Raw genomic sequence first — 15,074 nt, forward strand, 5'->3', positions numbered from 1 at the left:
CGTTAGCTATCATTGTACAGCGCCCCGTAACTAAAGACAAATCAAAAATTGATGACAGCGAAATTTCCAGCTATAAACACTACACTTTCACCAACCGAACTTGGTAAACTTATTCAAGAGAAATATAATTTAAGCAACAAAACCGAATGTAGCATCTTTCGGCTTGCAATGAACCATTTATACATAGTTCAAGATGGCGAGGCAAAATATGTTTTTAGAGTTTATACCCACAATTGGCGGACAAAGTTAGAAATCGAAGAAGAATTACGACTTTTAATTCATTTAAAAGAAAACGACAAACAAGTTGCTTATCCAATAGCAGACAAATCGAGCGAACAGATACAAGAAATTGAAGCACCAGAAGGAAAAAGATTTGGTGTTTTATTTTCTTACGCAAAAGGAACAAAAACAGCAAAATTTTCAGATCAAACTAGTTTCTTAATTGGACAAGCATTAGCAAAAATCCATCAATCGGCTGAAAATTTTGAAGTATCAAGAATATCATACAACACTCAAAACTTGCTTGACGACTCTATTTTAAGAACAAAAGAATTCTTTAATAAAACTAACAGCGAAATTGAATTTTTGGAGAAATTGTCAGCTTTTTTGACATTGAAAATGAATGAAATTGACAATCAAAAAATGAGATCTGGAAGTATTCATCTCGACGTTTGGTTTGACAATTTACACATTGACAATGAAAAAGACGTAACATTTTTTGACTTTGATTTTTGTGGTAACGGTTATTTATGTTTTGACATTTCTTATTATTTATTTCAGTTACTTGCAACAAATTTGAATGAAGAAGAATATCAAATAAAAGCCGATAGTTTTTTAAACGGTTACCAAACAATAACAGAAATTAGCGACGAAGAAAAAAAGTTTTTGCCTTTTGCGTGTTTAGCAATTATGAACTATTACATAAGTATTCAGTGTGACAGATTTGAATATTGGACAAATATTTTCCTAAATGAAGATCATTTAAAAAGAATGGTTGGGAATTTAAAACGTTGGATTGCTTACAATAAAATTGAAATAGAATAACGAACGGTTAACTTTGGTTTGGCAAGATTACAGGTTTAGTGTTTAATTTAAAGTTAGTGCTATCTTTGAAATTAGTGCTAAATCGAAAGTTTCAGCTTCTTAATCCGCCACATCGCTAAGTCGCGAACCCTTGAACCGACCGTAAACACAATGCAAACATTAATATTAAATAATTTTTAGAACATAGATGAGACTATTTTTTTTAACTTTTTTAATTTTCTTAACTTCTTCACAAATCTTTGGACAGACTGAACTTCGACAAGAATTAGAAAATATCATTGCGACAAAAAACGCTACAATCGGAATATCTATAAAAAACATTGAGAACAAAGATACATTAAACATTAATGGAACTCTAAACGCTCCTTTAATGAGTATTTTTAAATTTCATATTGCTTTGACTACATTAGACTTGGTCGACAAAGGAAAACTTTCATTAAAGCAGAAATTTTTTGTAAAAAAAGAAGAATTACACGAAAATACTTGGAGTCCAATAAGAGAAGAATATCCAAACGGAAATATGTATTTGACATTAGACCAATTATTGCGATATACAGTTTCACATAGTGACAACAATGGATGTGACATTCTTTTAGAGTTGATTGGTGGTACAGAAACTGTTCAAAAGTTTATCAACAAGCAAGGGATAAAAGATTTTACCATCAAAATAAACGAACAAGAAATGCGGACTTGGGAAAGTTTTTACATAAACACAACAACACCATTGGCAACAACAGAGCTACTTGAGAAGTTTTATAAAGGGCAAGTTCTAAAAAAGAAGACAACAAAATATTTATATCAGTTAATGGTTGAATGTTCGAGAGGAATTACTTGGATGAAAGCTGGACTTCCCAAAGAAACAGAATTAGCACATAGAACTGGAATTTCAGATAGAAATAAGAACGATTTAAGAGCAGCGATGAACAACGTGGGAATTTTTAAACTTCCGAACGGAAATCATATTATTCTTTCTATTTACTTAAAAAATATTACAGAAGGACGTGAGGATACCGAAAAAATAATTGCCGACATAACAAAAGCGACTTGGAATTACTACACGAAAAAATAAAAACTGCCACCAACAAGGGTTTTGCAATAGTGGCTCGAAAGTGCAAAGTTCAACTGCTGTTCCTTGGTTCAACTTTTGAGCAAAGTTGAAATTTTGTGATTCGATTTCCGCCACATCGCCAAGCGCCAAGTGTTATGTTCTATTTAATCACATAATCAGACAATTAAACTATAAACTATGACAATAAAATATTTAATGATATTTTTGATTTTTGCATTATTTGGTTGTAAAAGTAATTCGCTAATCAATAAACAAAATGTTGAGAATGCGATTACAAAAAATGCTCTTGAGTTATTAGAAGACAAAAGATTTCATTCTGTTTCTGTAGCGGTGTTTAAAGATGGGGAATCAACGATAAAACATTTTGGTGAATTATCTATTGGAAAAGGAAATAAACCAAACGATTCTACACTTTATGAATTAGCTTCTGTAACTAAAACTTTTACTGGCTATGTAGCCGCTAAAGCCGTACTTGATAAAAAAATAAATTTAGATGATGATATTAGAATATATTTAAACGGGCTTTATCCTAATTTAGAATTTAAAGGGGAAAGTATAAAAATCAAGCACCTCCTCACGCATACAAGCGGGTTTCCTAATTTCCCTATAAAAAGCGAAAATAAAGAAGCTTTTTTTGAGGGATTAAAACTAATCAAAATTGAAACAAAACCTGGAGAAATATATTCCTATTCAAACACGGCTCCAGAGTTAACAGCATATATACTTGAAAAAGTGTACCAAAAAAGTTTTGAGGAATTGGTAACTGAATTTATTTTGAAACCAAATAAAATGAACCAAACCAAATTCACATTAAATGATAATGAAAAAGCAATTTTAGTAAGAGGTTACAATGATAAAAACGAGTTAATGCCAAACTTCAATAGAACTTTATGGGGAGGAATTGCAGGATTACACTCTACGACTACGGATTTAGTAAAGTATATGAAATTGCAACTTGACAAGTCAAATCTTATTATAAATGAATCTCATAAAAAATTATACAAAGAAGGTTCTGATTTTTGGGAAGGCTATCATTGGTATATATTAGAGAATGGTAATGAATTAATTTATAGACATCACGGAGGTATATATGGAATGCAGAATTGGTTTGTGATTTATCCTAAACAAAATATAGGGATATCTATATTGACAAATACTAGCTTCAATGAAACAGGAGAAATTTTGGAAAAAGTAGTTGATAAATTGTATGGCGACATAAACAAATAGATATAAGCTAAAAAATAAACCGCACATAACTGCCGTTTGGCAATATGACAGGTTTACTACTAAATTGAAAGTAACTGCTTCGAGATCTGCTTCTTCACCAAGCGTCAAATTAGCGGTCATTGGATTGTGAAACCATATAAATACAAAATCTATTAAAAAAATGAATACTAGAAAACTTATTTATTTGCTTCTAATTTTATCATTCTACAGTTGCACTACGCACAAAAAAGCAATAAATGATGAAAATTGGACGAAGATTGCTACAGAAACTAAAACTATAAACAATATAACGTATTACTTCCCTTCTGAAGTTGAAATTCCACGTAGAAATCTTGCAATTGAAGAATGTCAAAAAGCAATTGATGAAAATTTAAAACTCATTGGAGAAACAGAATTCAACAATAAAATGGACGTTGAATTTTTAAAATCAAGAAAAGAAATGCTAAAATATGGTGGAATGGCTGCTCAAGGCTTGGCTTTACCTGACAGCGATGTATTATTTTCACTACTTAAAGATACTGGATCGCCGATAAAACATGAAATGATGCACATGATTACAATGTATAAATGGGGAATGCCTCCAACTTCTTCAACGTGGATGAATGAAGGGTTAGCAACTTATTCAGGTGGAACGTGTTCTAAATACGCATTGGAAGAGATTTATAAATATTTTATTCAGAGTGATAAACTTATTACTATGGACAATTTAACACAAGATTTTTATAAAAATCCCGATATGATTGCTTACACTCAAGCTGCTTTTATTTGTGAATTTCTAATTGAGAACTATGGAATATCGAAATTCAAAGAACTTTGGAAAAACGGATATGAGAAGCTAAATGAAATATATGGTTTCGACTCACAAACATTAGAACAAACTTTGAAAGATTATATAAACCGAAAATACCCAACAAATATAAATTTTAATTGGGAGGAGTTTAATAAAGGATGTTAAAAGCAACGAACCGCTAGCAGGTGTTTGGCAAGATGGAGGTCTTGAACTGGATTTAAAGCTGATTTTGTACTTATAAAAATACATTATAGAAAAAGTATCTTTTCCCCTAACCTCTCCAAGCATCAAAACATTTTTCTCTCCAATATGCTTTTTATTGGAACTCAACTATTATTTTTGGACTTCTATTATATTGGTTGTCGCATTTTCTTTAATTATCATTTAAATGAGCTTTAAAATGAAACAAATCCTTTACCTATCCTTTTTGTTCTTTTGTTTTAAAGGAACCGCACAAATACTAAAAGACTGCTCGACTTGCTCAACGCAAATCATCAAATCGGAACAAATAAAAAATTTGAGTATTGACGAAATACGATTATTAATCAACGAGATTTTTGCACGAAATGGGTATCAATTTGAAAACTCAAGATTCCAGAATTATTTTGAAGAAAAATCTTGGTACAAATCAAAAAACGACAACAAAAGTGTTTTATTTAATAAAACCGAAAAACAAAACATAAGTTATTTACAAGAAGTGACAAAATCACTAAAAGCAAAACAGGGTGAGCTGATTAATCAGATAAAATTATTTAAAGAATTTGTTTTAACCAACAGAACGAAGGAGCTAAAATCACAATTTGGTTTTTTCTATGAAAACCAGACGGGAGATGATGAGCCAAAATCACTCAAAAAGGTTCTGAATAAAATCAATTTAGACGATATCAATTATTACAAAAACAAAGGGTTGAATAGTGTAATGGAAGATAATGGCTTTGTGAAAATTGTATACGAACTTTCAATAGAAGGAGAAAGCATCAACTTCTACTATAATTATATGAGTCATTCAAAAATAATTGAAGGTTTTGATGTATTTACAGATTATCACTCAGAAGAAGAATATATGTATAATTGGCAATTTGAGTTTACAAATGGTAAATTAAAATTTATACGGTTAGCGGTTGCAGGATAAAAAACTGCCGAAAGCGACAGAACTAAATTACAAAAGACACTTTCATAAAAAGTATATTTATCTATAAATTAGGAAGTAATACGGAATGAAAAATAAATACTACTACTAAGTATTTGGTGAGATTACGAAATTTTCGATAAATTCACGTTTCCATAAACATTAGTGCTCAATTGAAAGTCGTTACTTTTACAAGCCGTGGCTCATTAGGTGAAAATATAACCGAAAACCGTAGAAAATGACATTTAGATATGCAAGACATACAACTGACCTCCATAAGATTGAAAAATTTTATACCGAAATCGTTGGACTTCAAAAAATAGGCGGTTTTGAAAATCACAAGAATTATAATGGACTTTTTTTAGGCCATAAAAACTCAAATTGGCATTTAGAATTCACTACTTCGACGGACAAACCTAATAACAAATTTGACGAAGATGACATACTTGTTTTTTATCTAAACTCTACTATCGAATTAACGGAAATCGAGAAAAGAATAAAACTAAGAAACATAAATCTTGAAGTTCCTAAAAATCCATATTGGGCAGATAATGGAATTATGATTTCTGACCCAGACAATTTCAAAGTTATCTTTTCGGTTAGACAACTTGATTTTAATTCTAAAGATGATTTGACAAATTTAATCATAGACAAAGGCATCAAAAATTGGAGTGAATTAATTGAGTTTACAAGGAATTTGCCATACGGAAGAAACTTAAACCGAAAGGATTTTTCACTTGTTATTAAAGAAAACAAAGGAACTTGTAGTTCTAAACATTCCTTTTTAAAGAAAATTGCCGACTTAAATAATTTTGATAGTGTAAAACTAATTTTAGGGATGTATCGAATGAATAATTTGAATACACCAAAAATTGGGAATACTATTTTAGAAAGTGGGTTAGAATATATTCCAGAGGCACATTGTTATTTAAAATTAGACAACCAACGGATCGACATAACAAATTCTAATTCTGATATTGAAAATTTAACCCGTGATATTATACTAGAGGTTGAAATTGAACCTGAACAAGTGGATACTTTTAAAGTTAACTTTCATAAAAATTATTTGAAAAATTGGATAAATGAAAATGAAATCAAAATGGACTTTGACAGGGTTTGGGAAATCAGAGAACAATGTATAAAAAAACTCGAAGAATAATACGGCTAACCAAATGTATTGGAACAATCAAATGGATATAAAATACTGAAAATATTGAGGACAGCATGAAAAGTAAGTTACGAAAAATAACTATCGACAATTTAGAGTATCTATATGCTGTAATTGACAAATATAATTTAGGAACTCAAACCAATACTTTGACCGTAAAAGTATTTTTAAGTGGACAAAAGCAGACACCCTTAGTTATTGAATTTCTAACGATTGGTATTTATTATAGCCTTGGTCACGATGCTATGGAAAGTCCACTGATATCAGGAATTAATTTGACCAATAAAGTAACAAACGTGGTAGAAAAAATAAATCTTAATGAGCCAAAGAATATACGTGAACTGATTTTACAGGGACGGAAAAACGGTTGGGTAGGAAGTAACAAAATAGAAAACCAAAATGGCCTAAATTATTTGATCGCATTGGGTTATGAAATAGATGTTTTAAAACCACTAAATTAAACGAAGTAATACATAATGCCTCTACATCTTTAATCCCAACGAGATCAAGTTTCACAGTAAAAAATAACACAGAAATAGAAACTTCTATTGCAATTATTGAACAGAATTTATGACGAGAGAATTAACTTTATCACAACTTCGTTTTTTGACATTAGAAAGTCAAGGATTAACCACGCCCTACCCTTTTGGAAAAGGAAAAAATGCTGTACTTAATGCTCTGGAACAGCTCGGATATTTACAAATAGATACTTTATCAATCGTAGAAAGAGCTCATCACCATACCCTTTGGACAAGAATTCCAGATTACAAAAACATCTATTTGGATGAATTAGTAAAAGAACAAAAAGTATTTGAGTATTGGTTTCATGCTGCCTCCTATCTTCCAATGAAAGATTTTCGATTTGTATTACCTCAAATGTTAGAGATAAAACAGAGTAAAACACATTATTACAATGCAGATCCAAAAGTTATGCAATATGTAATGGACACCATTCGTACAGAAGGTCCAAAAAAAGCAAGAGATTTTGAAAATGAAACTAAAAAAGCAGGAAGTTGGTGGAGTTGGAAACCTACCAAAATAGCACTTGAAAGGCTTTTTATGCAAGGAGATTTAATGATTTGTGGCCGCAACGGGATGCAAAAACTGTATGACATAAGCGAAAGAGTATTGCCGCAACATATTGAAACAACAATGCCCACTGATCGTGAATTTGCAGAGTATTTGGTAAAAACCTATTTGAAAGCTTACGGGTTTACTACAGTAAAACAGATTACATATCTTAAAAAAGGAGCATTAATACGGAAAAACGTTGATGAAGTATTAAATTCAATGCTCCAAGATGGAACAATACAACAGGTAAATATTGAAAATATGTCTCCTGTTTTTGTGCATAATGATTTACTAGAGAAATCTTTAAACAAAACGACTTCAACCATTCGGCTTTTATCACCATTTGACAATTCAATTATTCATAGAGACCGTGTAAAACAACTTTTTGACTTTGATTATAAAATTGAGTGTTACACACCAAAAGACAAAAGAATGTATGGTTATTTTTGTTTACCGATATTGTTTGGCGATGTATTTATAGGTCGTGTTGATTGCAAAGCTCATCGAAAAGAAAAGGAGTTTGAACTGATACAATTACACATTGAAAACACAGATATAAATCCAGAATTATGGATCAAACCTTTTATTGAATTAGTAAAAACCTTCGCTACTTTTAATAATTGTGAAAGTTTGAAACTAACAAACGTAAATCCATCCAAATTCACAAATACAATTAAACAATTATTATAATCTAAAAAAGGAGCACAAAAAGTCAAACGCACTATTACTCGTATACTAGTGCAATTCTAATCGATTGTAAAATATTTTTAGAGTTTTTTTGCCATCCTAAACACTCTATTATTTTAAAATTTTAATTCACAATTATTTAATTAATTTAGCTAAATCATTCTGTAAAATGCAACTATGATAACCTTTGTTTCTTATATACTGGGATACTCAATGTTCTACCTTTTAGCCATATTAATAGGAATATTTTTTGACCTTATTGTAAAATTGAGAGTATTCAATACCATTCGCATAGGAGATTTCCAAAAGGATAATTAAGTATTATATCCCAAAAAATTAAAATTATAAGTGTTTTTCACCTTTTATAAGTATTTTTCACTACTTTTAAATAATCATTTTTCACTTTAGGACATGGATAATAAGCATTTTTCACGAAAAATAAGTGTTTTTCACGGTATTAAAACACCGGAAGAAGGAACATTAGTAGGTTATGGAGCTATCATTGAACACTACTCCTTACCTATTCCATTTCCTAATCGATTAGTATTGATAAGTCCTAAAAAACGTCAATACACAACCGAAGACTGGCAGGTACTAACCTCACGTCATGAACCTGAAGATACTTTATACAAACAACTTGTATTTGCTTTAAAATATGAAGGTGTTAATTTATTATTCTTCAAAAAACTTTTTGAATTAATTCCTGAACAGGATATTATAACCTTAGTTCAAATAGAACCTCAAGGACAATACAGCCGTAAGATTTGGTTTTTGTATGAATGGTTGTCTGGAAAAACACTACCTATCCCAGACTTAGACAAGGGAAACTTTGTTACATTAATAGATGAAAGTATTCAGTTTGGACTATCCACCAGCACAAATTCCAGTAGACATCGCATCAAAAATAATTTGCCCGGAACCGTTGAATTTTGCCCAATAATCTATAAAACAGATAAATTGGCAAACTATATCAACGAAAACCTTTCTCATAAAAAGAATAATTATCTAAGAGCAATCCGTAAAGATGTATTACAAAGAGCTTCTGCATTTTTGTTACTCAAGGATTCAAAAGCATCCTTTACAATTGAAGGGGAAACGCCTACCAATACTCGTGTTGTAAGATGGGGAAAAGCTATTGGTCAAGCGGGTTCAAAACCTTTAGATAAAGAGGAATTACTTCGTTTGCAGCAAATTGTCATTGAAAATAGTCGTTTTATTGAAATGGGATTTAGACAGGAAGGTGGCTTTGTAGGGGAACATGACCGAACTACAGGAGAACCTATTCCAGAGCATATTTCGGCAAAATGGCAAGATCTCGATAGCCTCATAAATGGCCTATTTGCTACCTATCAAAAAATGGAAGAATCAAAATTTGATGCTGTATTAGCAGGCGCAACCATTGCTTTTGGTTTTGTCTTTATCCACCCTTTTGTTGATGGTAACGGAAGAATTCATCGCTATTTAATTCATCATATATTATCGAAAATGCAGTTTGCACAGCAAGGTATTATTTTCCCTGTTTCAGCTTCTATTTTAAATCATATTGATGATTACAGAAAGGTTTTAGAATCTTACTCTCATCCCTTATTAGATTTTATCGAATGGGAAAAAACGAGATCTAACAATGTTGAAGTTCTAAATGATACAATAGATTTTTATCGCTATTTTGATGCTACCAAGCAAGCTGAATTTTTATATGACTGCGTAAACGATACGATTGAACATGTTATCCCACAAGAGGTAGATTATCTCCAGAAGTATGATGAAATGAAAAGCTATCTGGATGATATTTTTCAAATGCCGGATAAAATGGTCGCGTTGCTCATTCGTTTTTTAGATCAAAATAATGGGAAACTTTCGAAAAGGGCTATTGAAAAAGAATTCTCAAAATTAACAGAAGAAGAAATAGAAGAAATAGAAAGTAATTACAAGAAAATAATGCTTGAAGTATAATCTGGTTGATTAATAAAAGAAAAGAGTTCAACCTCTTTACTGTACCGAATACTTTTTGGGTTTCATACCCATGTGTTGCTCAAACATTCTTGAAAAATGACTTAGATTCGTAAAGCCCAATCGATAGCCAACTTCTGATACCGATAGTTTTTCTTCTTTCAAAAAACGAGCTGCTTCTTTCATCCTAAATTCCTGATAATAATTGAAAATACTATTCCCAAAAATTTGCTTGAATAATCGCTTCAATTTGGTTGGGCTCATGTTCGAACTAACTGCCAATTCCTGAAGTATCGGTGGTACATCCAAATGAGTAAGGATACGTTCTCTTACCTTGTAAATTATTTGTACATCATTACCGTTTAAAGCATAGATGTGCTTTTCATCTCGCTTAACCAATTCCATCAGTAATCGGCAAATCAACTCTTCCGCTTTTATCCTCATAAAGAATACTTCAAAGGTTTCATCAACTGATTCTGTTATCATTTCATCTACAATTTTTTGTAGTGAAGGAAAAACCATTTGTTCAAACAATAAGGGCTGTGTATTCTCTAATAGACTTTGTAAAATGGGTGATTTTTCTGAGGTATATAGTAATTCATTCAGATAATTAGCATCCACATCTATATTAATCGCTTCCGTTTTTGTATCAATAGGAATGATAACGTCAGTATTCATTCTGCTAGTTCCAATTAAAACTGAAGGAATTAATTTTAATTGATTTTCCGTAGATTCTATTTCTGTTTTCGGAAAAATGTGTTGGAATTTAAATAGTATCATCTTTCCTAAATTATTGACATCAGGATTTTCTAAAACAATTTCCTCATGCAATTCATAGTTTAAAATCAATATTCGAATGTGTCCGTTAAAAACAAATCCCGCACAATATCCGTTACCATATTTCTCGGGTATTTCCACTCTTCCATTTATCACTTCTGTACCCAATAACTCCGCTAAGCTTTTGAGAACATTAGGTACTGTTTGTTGTCTATCGTTTTTCATAAAGTCTTTTTATAAAAGTCTTTTACGACTATTTTTGAATCAAATATAGCTATTTTACCTCTAAAATAGTTACCAATTTTGTACTGTACTTAAACAATATGAAATTATGTTACTAGACCATAAAAAAATAGCAATCATCGGTGCAGGACCAGTTGGTCTTACGATGGCCAAATTATTACAACAAAAAGGCATAGACGTAACCGTCTATGAAAGAGATACAAATCCACAAGCAAGAATTTGGGGTGGTACACTCGACTTGCATAAAGATTCAGGGCAGAAAGCCATGAAAAAAGCGGGATTACTAGAAAGTTATTATGCCTTGGCTTTGCCTATGGGAATAATTATTACAGATGAACAATGTAATAGGTTGTACACTAAAAAAATAACACCCGAAAATCAATATGATAATCCAGAAATCAACCGAAACGATTTAAGAAAAATGATTCTCAATAGCTTAGTAAACGATACAGTTGTTTGGAATAGAAAGCTTACTGGACTTAAAGAACAGAACAATAAATGGCTTTTACATTTTGAAAATAAACCGGATGAAACAGCAGATGTTGTGATCATAGCCAATGGTGGAATGTCCAAAGCGAGAAGCTTTGTTACTGATAGTGAAGTTGAAGAAACGGGAACTTTTATTATACAAGGAGATATTCCACAACCTGAAATAATATGTCCCGAATTTTATCAGCTATGCGATGGTAAAAGGTTAATGACTTCTCATCAAGGTGATTTATTTGTTGCAAATCCCTACAACAATGGTTCTTTGACCTATGGTATAATTTTTAAAAAACCTGAAAAATGGAGTAATGGTAATGAATTGAACTTCCAGAATACCGACAGCATTGTTTCCTTTCTTTTGGACAAATTTTCCAATTGGGATAAACGATACAAAGAGTTAATCCTTTCAACACCATCATTTGTGGGATTACCCACTAGAAAAATCACCTTAAATACACCTTGGAAAGATAGTCGTCCCTTACCTATAACGTTAATTGGAGATACGGCCCATTTGATGCCTCCTTTTGCAGGACAAGGTGTAAATACTGGACTTATAGATACTTTGATTCTATCGGAAAATCTTACCAATGGGAAATTTGAAACTATTGAAGCTGCTATTAAGGATTATGAACAACAAATGTTTGTTTATGCCTCTGAAGCACAGGAAGAATCAAGCAAAAATGAAATAGAAATGCGTAATCCTGACTTCTCTTTTAAAACACTTATTGGTTAAATTTATTTTCCTCAACTAAAAAAAACAAGCCCTTAAAATCATATGACTTTAAGGGCTTTCTTATTCTTAATTTGTTCTACTTATTCCTTAATCGATCGGTTCCCATAATTGGATTTTGTTTCCTTCCATATCAATAATATGAACAAACTTTCCGTAATCGTATGCTTCTATTGTGTCCACAATCCTAACACCTTCTTTTTTTAATTCTTCAACTAACGCTTCCAGATCTGCTACTCTGTAGTTAATCATAAAATCTTTGGTTGAAGGTTCAAAATATTTTGTTGTTTCAGGAAATGGACTCCATTGCGTCGATCCATTTTTAGTGGAATCTGAAGCTTCTTTCCATTCAAAAGTTGCTCCATAATCGTTGGTATCTAAACCAAGATGGGTTTTATACCACTCTCTCATTTTGTTTGGATCATTACACTTAAAAAAAATGCCTCCAAGACCTGTTACTTTTTTCATTTTATTGGTTCTTAATTGGTTTTAGTCAAAATTGAATTGAATACGAAAACGGAATTTTCGTTCGCACCAAAAATATTATTATTTTATCAATAATTTAATATTTTAACTACTGTAAATTATACTAATTAAGAACTCATGTCACTATATATAAATCATTTTGATCTAAAAGAATTACACAGCGTATTTGCGCAACCAAACAATCTGCCCTAAATGATAAGCATCGTGATCCAGTAACCCATGAATATGGTATATAGCAGAATTATCACTATTTGACAATTGTTTTTCTAGATCTTCTTCCGGAAAGTTCCGAATAATATCCGCTGTTTTTTTAAATGATTGTTGTAGCTGTTGTAATGTAATTTGCCAATTTTCCTCTGTTTGATGTTCTGGCAAATAAAAATCAGGAATATCACCCTCTTGTACTAGTTCTTCCAACTGAATAACTCGCATGGCGCGTTGATGCCAATAAATAACATGATTGACTAATTGCCAGGCATTATTGGAAGTTCCTATTTCACGTAACGCTTCTTCTGCTGTCATACTTAAAAGATAACTTTGAAAAGAAACGCCTAGCCATGGATCGCCACTATATACTTCTTCTAGCTGATCCGCTATAAATGTGGTATATTTCATGATATTTTTTTTATAAATATATAAAAAACAACAATATACTCAACTCCATACATCTCTTTTAATCAAAAGGTTACAGTTCATATTATGGATAGATTTTCATTTTTAATTTAGATTCTAGGTCTTCTTCTTTTACAAAAAAAGTTAAAGTTTGAATACCTAATTAAAAATTTAATAGGTTCGTATTCAATCCAAATGAATTCAATTATTTAATAGAGCATAAAACAGGAATCTATTTTATGAAATTCTAAAAAAATCATGATGAGAAAAATAATACTATTATCCGTATGTTTTATATATGGAATACAATTTGGACAAGTTCCTCATGGATCCATTCATGTTGATGTGACTTTCTTATTAAAAAATGAAATAACGAATCCTGTAAAAAACAAAAAGGATTTAGAACCTCTTTTATTACAGGAAAAAATTTCAATATTTCCTGCTTACGCAAGTATTGGAGTATCCAAAATGCATAGCGATAGTTTGATTATAGGGTACTCAACAGATCCAATATTCATAATGTTTGAAGAAAAAAATCTGCCCAACACCAATGAAAATAGTGTTGGATTACGAGACGGCTGGGTTAATTTCTCCTATCTAAACAACAATTATTATGTGACAAAGCTAGTACAAAATGGAGTCGAAATGATGCTCTATCTCTATACTGGTGTAAGTGATTCATTTTTTAAAAACAAACAACCGAATTTAGAGATTACCAATGTGTACTATGATAAAATAAAATTTAATCCCGGTACCTATGTTATAGATCTACACAACAAAGATTCTTTCGTGTCTAAGAAGCTTGAAAAGAATGAAGATGTATCGAACTATTACAATATTGGAATGGATGGTTACCTAGTCATAAAGAATGAGGCTATCATTTTAAGTAAGGTTAGCAATACGGTTATTTCTCCCGAAGAGTTACAAAAAGCTTATAAAACCAAAAACTTTAAGAACAATAGTGTCTTACAGAAAATATTAAGGGTTTATAATTAATAACGATTGGATTACATCAATGCAAAAAAAAATCTTGAATTAAATCAAGATTTTTTTAAACGTGATAACGTTTCGGGAGTCATTCGCAAATAATTTGCAATATGTTTATTTGGGATTTCCTGAAACAATTGAGGACTTCTTTTTAAAACCCGTTCATATCGTTCCTTTGGTGAATTGGTCAAAAGATCTTTCTCCCGTTCAATTTGTTGCAAAATCAGATCTTCTAACACTGAATTCCATAATTTAATATGTACCAAATCCTTATTCATAAAGTCTAGAAACTTTTTTTTCAATATAACCCGAACTGTAGTCTTCTTTAAAGCCTGAATATAAAAATCTGAAGCTTTTTCCGATAAAAAAGAATCCAAAGCAACTATCAGATTATGTTGATACCCAAAGCGTATCATCCGTTCTTCATTGTCATCTATTACAAAAATCCGAAGGCTTCCACTTTCTACGAGATAAATAGCCGTGTCAATACTACCTCCTATTTTCAAATATTGATTTCGCTCAATTATCCGAGTTTCCTCAAATAAATCATGCTGTTCTATGAGATTTTTTATTGCTTCGTTTTTCATTTTATCGGAGTACAGTACTCAAATATATGAA

15 protein-coding genes are annotated in these 15,074 nt (G+C 31.2%); 11 read left to right on the forward strand and 4 right to left on the reverse strand.

Annotated features, from left to right (window positions below; genetic code table 11):
* The first annotated feature begins 51 nt into the window (after nt 1-51).
* The 9 genes from P6733_RS05180 (at nt 52) to P6733_RS05220 (ending at nt 10,138) form a co-directional block, all read left to right on the forward strand.
* On the forward strand, nt 52-1,044 hold the full coding sequence (locus P6733_RS05180) for a phosphotransferase (protein ID WP_306350639.1): 993 nt from the start codon (nt 52-54) through the stop codon (nt 1,042-1,044).
* Nucleotides 1,045-1,231: 187 nt separating this feature from the next.
* A complete protein-coding gene (gene bla, locus P6733_RS05185) occupies nt 1,232-2,113 on the forward strand; it encodes a class A beta-lactamase, subclass A2 (protein ID WP_306350641.1) in 882 nt (293 codons plus the stop codon).
* Between the two features lie 177 nt (nt 2,114-2,290).
* Nucleotides 2,291-3,340 carry a serine hydrolase domain-containing protein gene (locus P6733_RS05190; RefSeq protein WP_306350643.1) on the forward strand — a complete coding sequence of 350 codons (1,050 nt, stop codon included), beginning with the start codon at nt 2,291-2,293 and terminating at the stop codon, nt 3,338-3,340.
* Nucleotides 3,341-3,500: 160 nt separating this feature from the next.
* A complete protein-coding gene (locus tag P6733_RS05195) occupies nt 3,501-4,295 on the forward strand; it encodes a peptidase MA family metallohydrolase (protein WP_306350645.1) in 795 nt (264 codons plus the stop codon).
* Between the two features lie 235 nt (nt 4,296-4,530).
* Nucleotides 4,531-5,262, forward strand: coding sequence for a YARHG domain-containing protein (locus tag P6733_RS05200; RefSeq protein WP_306350647.1), 732 nt, complete (start codon nt 4,531-4,533; stop codon nt 5,260-5,262).
* Between the two features lie 235 nt (nt 5,263-5,497).
* A complete protein-coding gene (locus P6733_RS05205; protein WP_306350649.1) occupies nt 5,498-6,418 on the forward strand; it encodes a VOC family protein in 921 nt (306 codons plus the stop codon).
* A gap of 65 nt (nt 6,419-6,483) precedes the next feature.
* Nucleotides 6,484-6,888 carry a hypothetical protein gene (locus P6733_RS05210; RefSeq protein WP_306350650.1) on the forward strand — a complete coding sequence of 135 codons (405 nt, stop codon included), beginning with the start codon at nt 6,484-6,486 and terminating at the stop codon, nt 6,886-6,888.
* 109 nt (nt 6,889-6,997) lie between these two features.
* Nucleotides 6,998-8,188, forward strand: a complete 1,191-nt coding sequence (locus P6733_RS05215; protein WP_306350652.1) for a winged helix-turn-helix domain-containing protein — start codon at nt 6,998-7,000, stop codon at nt 8,186-8,188.
* Nucleotides 8,189-8,596: 408 nt separating this feature from the next.
* Nucleotides 8,597-10,138 carry a Fic family protein gene (locus P6733_RS05220; protein WP_306350654.1) on the forward strand — a complete coding sequence of 514 codons (1,542 nt, stop codon included), beginning with the start codon at nt 8,597-8,599 and terminating at the stop codon, nt 10,136-10,138.
* A 36-nt stretch (nt 10,139-10,174) separates the two neighbouring features.
* On the opposite strand, the gene P6733_RS05225 is transcribed toward P6733_RS05220, so the two are convergent.
* A complete protein-coding gene (locus tag P6733_RS05225) occupies nt 10,175-11,137 on the reverse strand; it encodes a helix-turn-helix domain-containing protein (RefSeq protein ID WP_306350657.1) in 963 nt (320 codons plus the stop codon).
* A gap of 106 nt (nt 11,138-11,243) precedes the next feature.
* Here P6733_RS05225 and P6733_RS05230 point away from each other — a divergent pair, with 106 nt between their 5' ends.
* Nucleotides 11,244-12,374 (forward strand): FAD-dependent oxidoreductase, encoded by a 1,131-nt coding sequence (locus tag P6733_RS05230; protein ID WP_306350659.1) that lies wholly within the window; start codon nt 11,244-11,246, stop codon nt 12,372-12,374.
* An 87-nt stretch (nt 12,375-12,461) separates the two neighbouring features.
* Here P6733_RS05230 and P6733_RS05235 read toward each other — a convergent pair whose 3' ends face one another.
* Both P6733_RS05235 and P6733_RS05240 read right to left on the reverse strand, forming a co-directional pair.
* A complete protein-coding gene (locus P6733_RS05235) occupies nt 12,462-12,839 on the reverse strand; it encodes a VOC family protein (protein WP_306350661.1) in 378 nt (125 codons plus the stop codon).
* 171 nt (nt 12,840-13,010) lie between these two features.
* Complete coding sequence (locus P6733_RS05240) at nt 13,011-13,472, reverse strand: DinB family protein (RefSeq protein WP_306350663.1); 462 nt, start codon at nt 13,470-13,472, stop codon at nt 13,011-13,013.
* A 258-nt stretch (nt 13,473-13,730) separates the two neighbouring features.
* Here P6733_RS05240 and P6733_RS05245 point away from each other — a divergent pair, with 258 nt between their 5' ends.
* Complete coding sequence (locus tag P6733_RS05245) at nt 13,731-14,465, forward strand: hypothetical protein (protein WP_306350665.1); 735 nt, start codon at nt 13,731-13,733, stop codon at nt 14,463-14,465.
* Nucleotides 14,466-14,509: 44 nt separating this feature from the next.
* Here P6733_RS05245 and P6733_RS05250 read toward each other — a convergent pair whose 3' ends face one another.
* Nucleotides 14,510-15,043 (reverse strand): Crp/Fnr family transcriptional regulator, encoded by a 534-nt coding sequence (locus P6733_RS05250; RefSeq protein WP_306350667.1) that lies wholly within the window; start codon nt 15,041-15,043, stop codon nt 14,510-14,512.
* Nucleotides 15,044-15,074 lie beyond the last annotated feature (31 nt).

The organism is Flavobacterium aerium (assembly GCF_030766725.1).
Classification (GTDB): domain Bacteria; phylum Bacteroidota; class Bacteroidia; order Flavobacteriales; family Flavobacteriaceae; genus Flavobacterium; species Flavobacterium aerium.

Bases quoted from the DNA above. Each gene is read 5' to 3' on its own strand.
- P6733_RS05180 (WP_306350639.1), top strand. From the start codon at position 52: ATGACAGCGAAATTTCCAGCTATAAACACTACACTTTCACCAACCGAA.
- bla (WP_306350641.1), top strand. From the start codon at position 1,232: ATGAGACTATTTTTTTTAACTTTTTTAATTTTCTTAACTTCTTCACAA.
- P6733_RS05190 (WP_306350643.1), top strand. From the start codon at position 2,291: ATGACAATAAAATATTTAATGATATTTTTGATTTTTGCATTATTTGGT.
- P6733_RS05195 (WP_306350645.1), top strand. From the start codon at position 3,501: ATGAATACTAGAAAACTTATTTATTTGCTTCTAATTTTATCATTCTAC.
- P6733_RS05200 (WP_306350647.1), top strand. From the start codon at position 4,531: ATGAAACAAATCCTTTACCTATCCTTTTTGTTCTTTTGTTTTAAAGGA.
- P6733_RS05205 (WP_306350649.1), top strand. From the start codon at position 5,498: ATGACATTTAGATATGCAAGACATACAACTGACCTCCATAAGATTGAA.
- P6733_RS05210 (WP_306350650.1), top strand. From the start codon at position 6,484: ATGAAAAGTAAGTTACGAAAAATAACTATCGACAATTTAGAGTATCTA.
- P6733_RS05215 (WP_306350652.1), top strand. From the start codon at position 6,998: ATGACGAGAGAATTAACTTTATCACAACTTCGTTTTTTGACATTAGAA.
- P6733_RS05220 (WP_306350654.1), top strand. From the start codon at position 8,597: ATGGATAATAAGCATTTTTCACGAAAAATAAGTGTTTTTCACGGTATT.
- P6733_RS05225 (WP_306350657.1), bottom strand. From the start codon at position 11,137: ATGAAAAACGATAGACAACAAACAGTACCTAATGTTCTCAAAAGCTTA.
- P6733_RS05230 (WP_306350659.1), top strand. From the start codon at position 11,244: ATGTTACTAGACCATAAAAAAATAGCAATCATCGGTGCAGGACCAGTT.
- P6733_RS05235 (WP_306350661.1), bottom strand. From the start codon at position 12,839: ATGAAAAAAGTAACAGGTCTTGGAGGCATTTTTTTTAAGTGTAATGAT.
- P6733_RS05240 (WP_306350663.1), bottom strand. From the start codon at position 13,472: ATGAAATATACCACATTTATAGCGGATCAGCTAGAAGAAGTATATAGT.
- P6733_RS05245 (WP_306350665.1), top strand. From the start codon at position 13,731: ATGAGAAAAATAATACTATTATCCGTATGTTTTATATATGGAATACAA.
- P6733_RS05250 (WP_306350667.1), bottom strand. From the start codon at position 15,043: ATGAAAAACGAAGCAATAAAAAATCTCATAGAACAGCATGATTTATTT.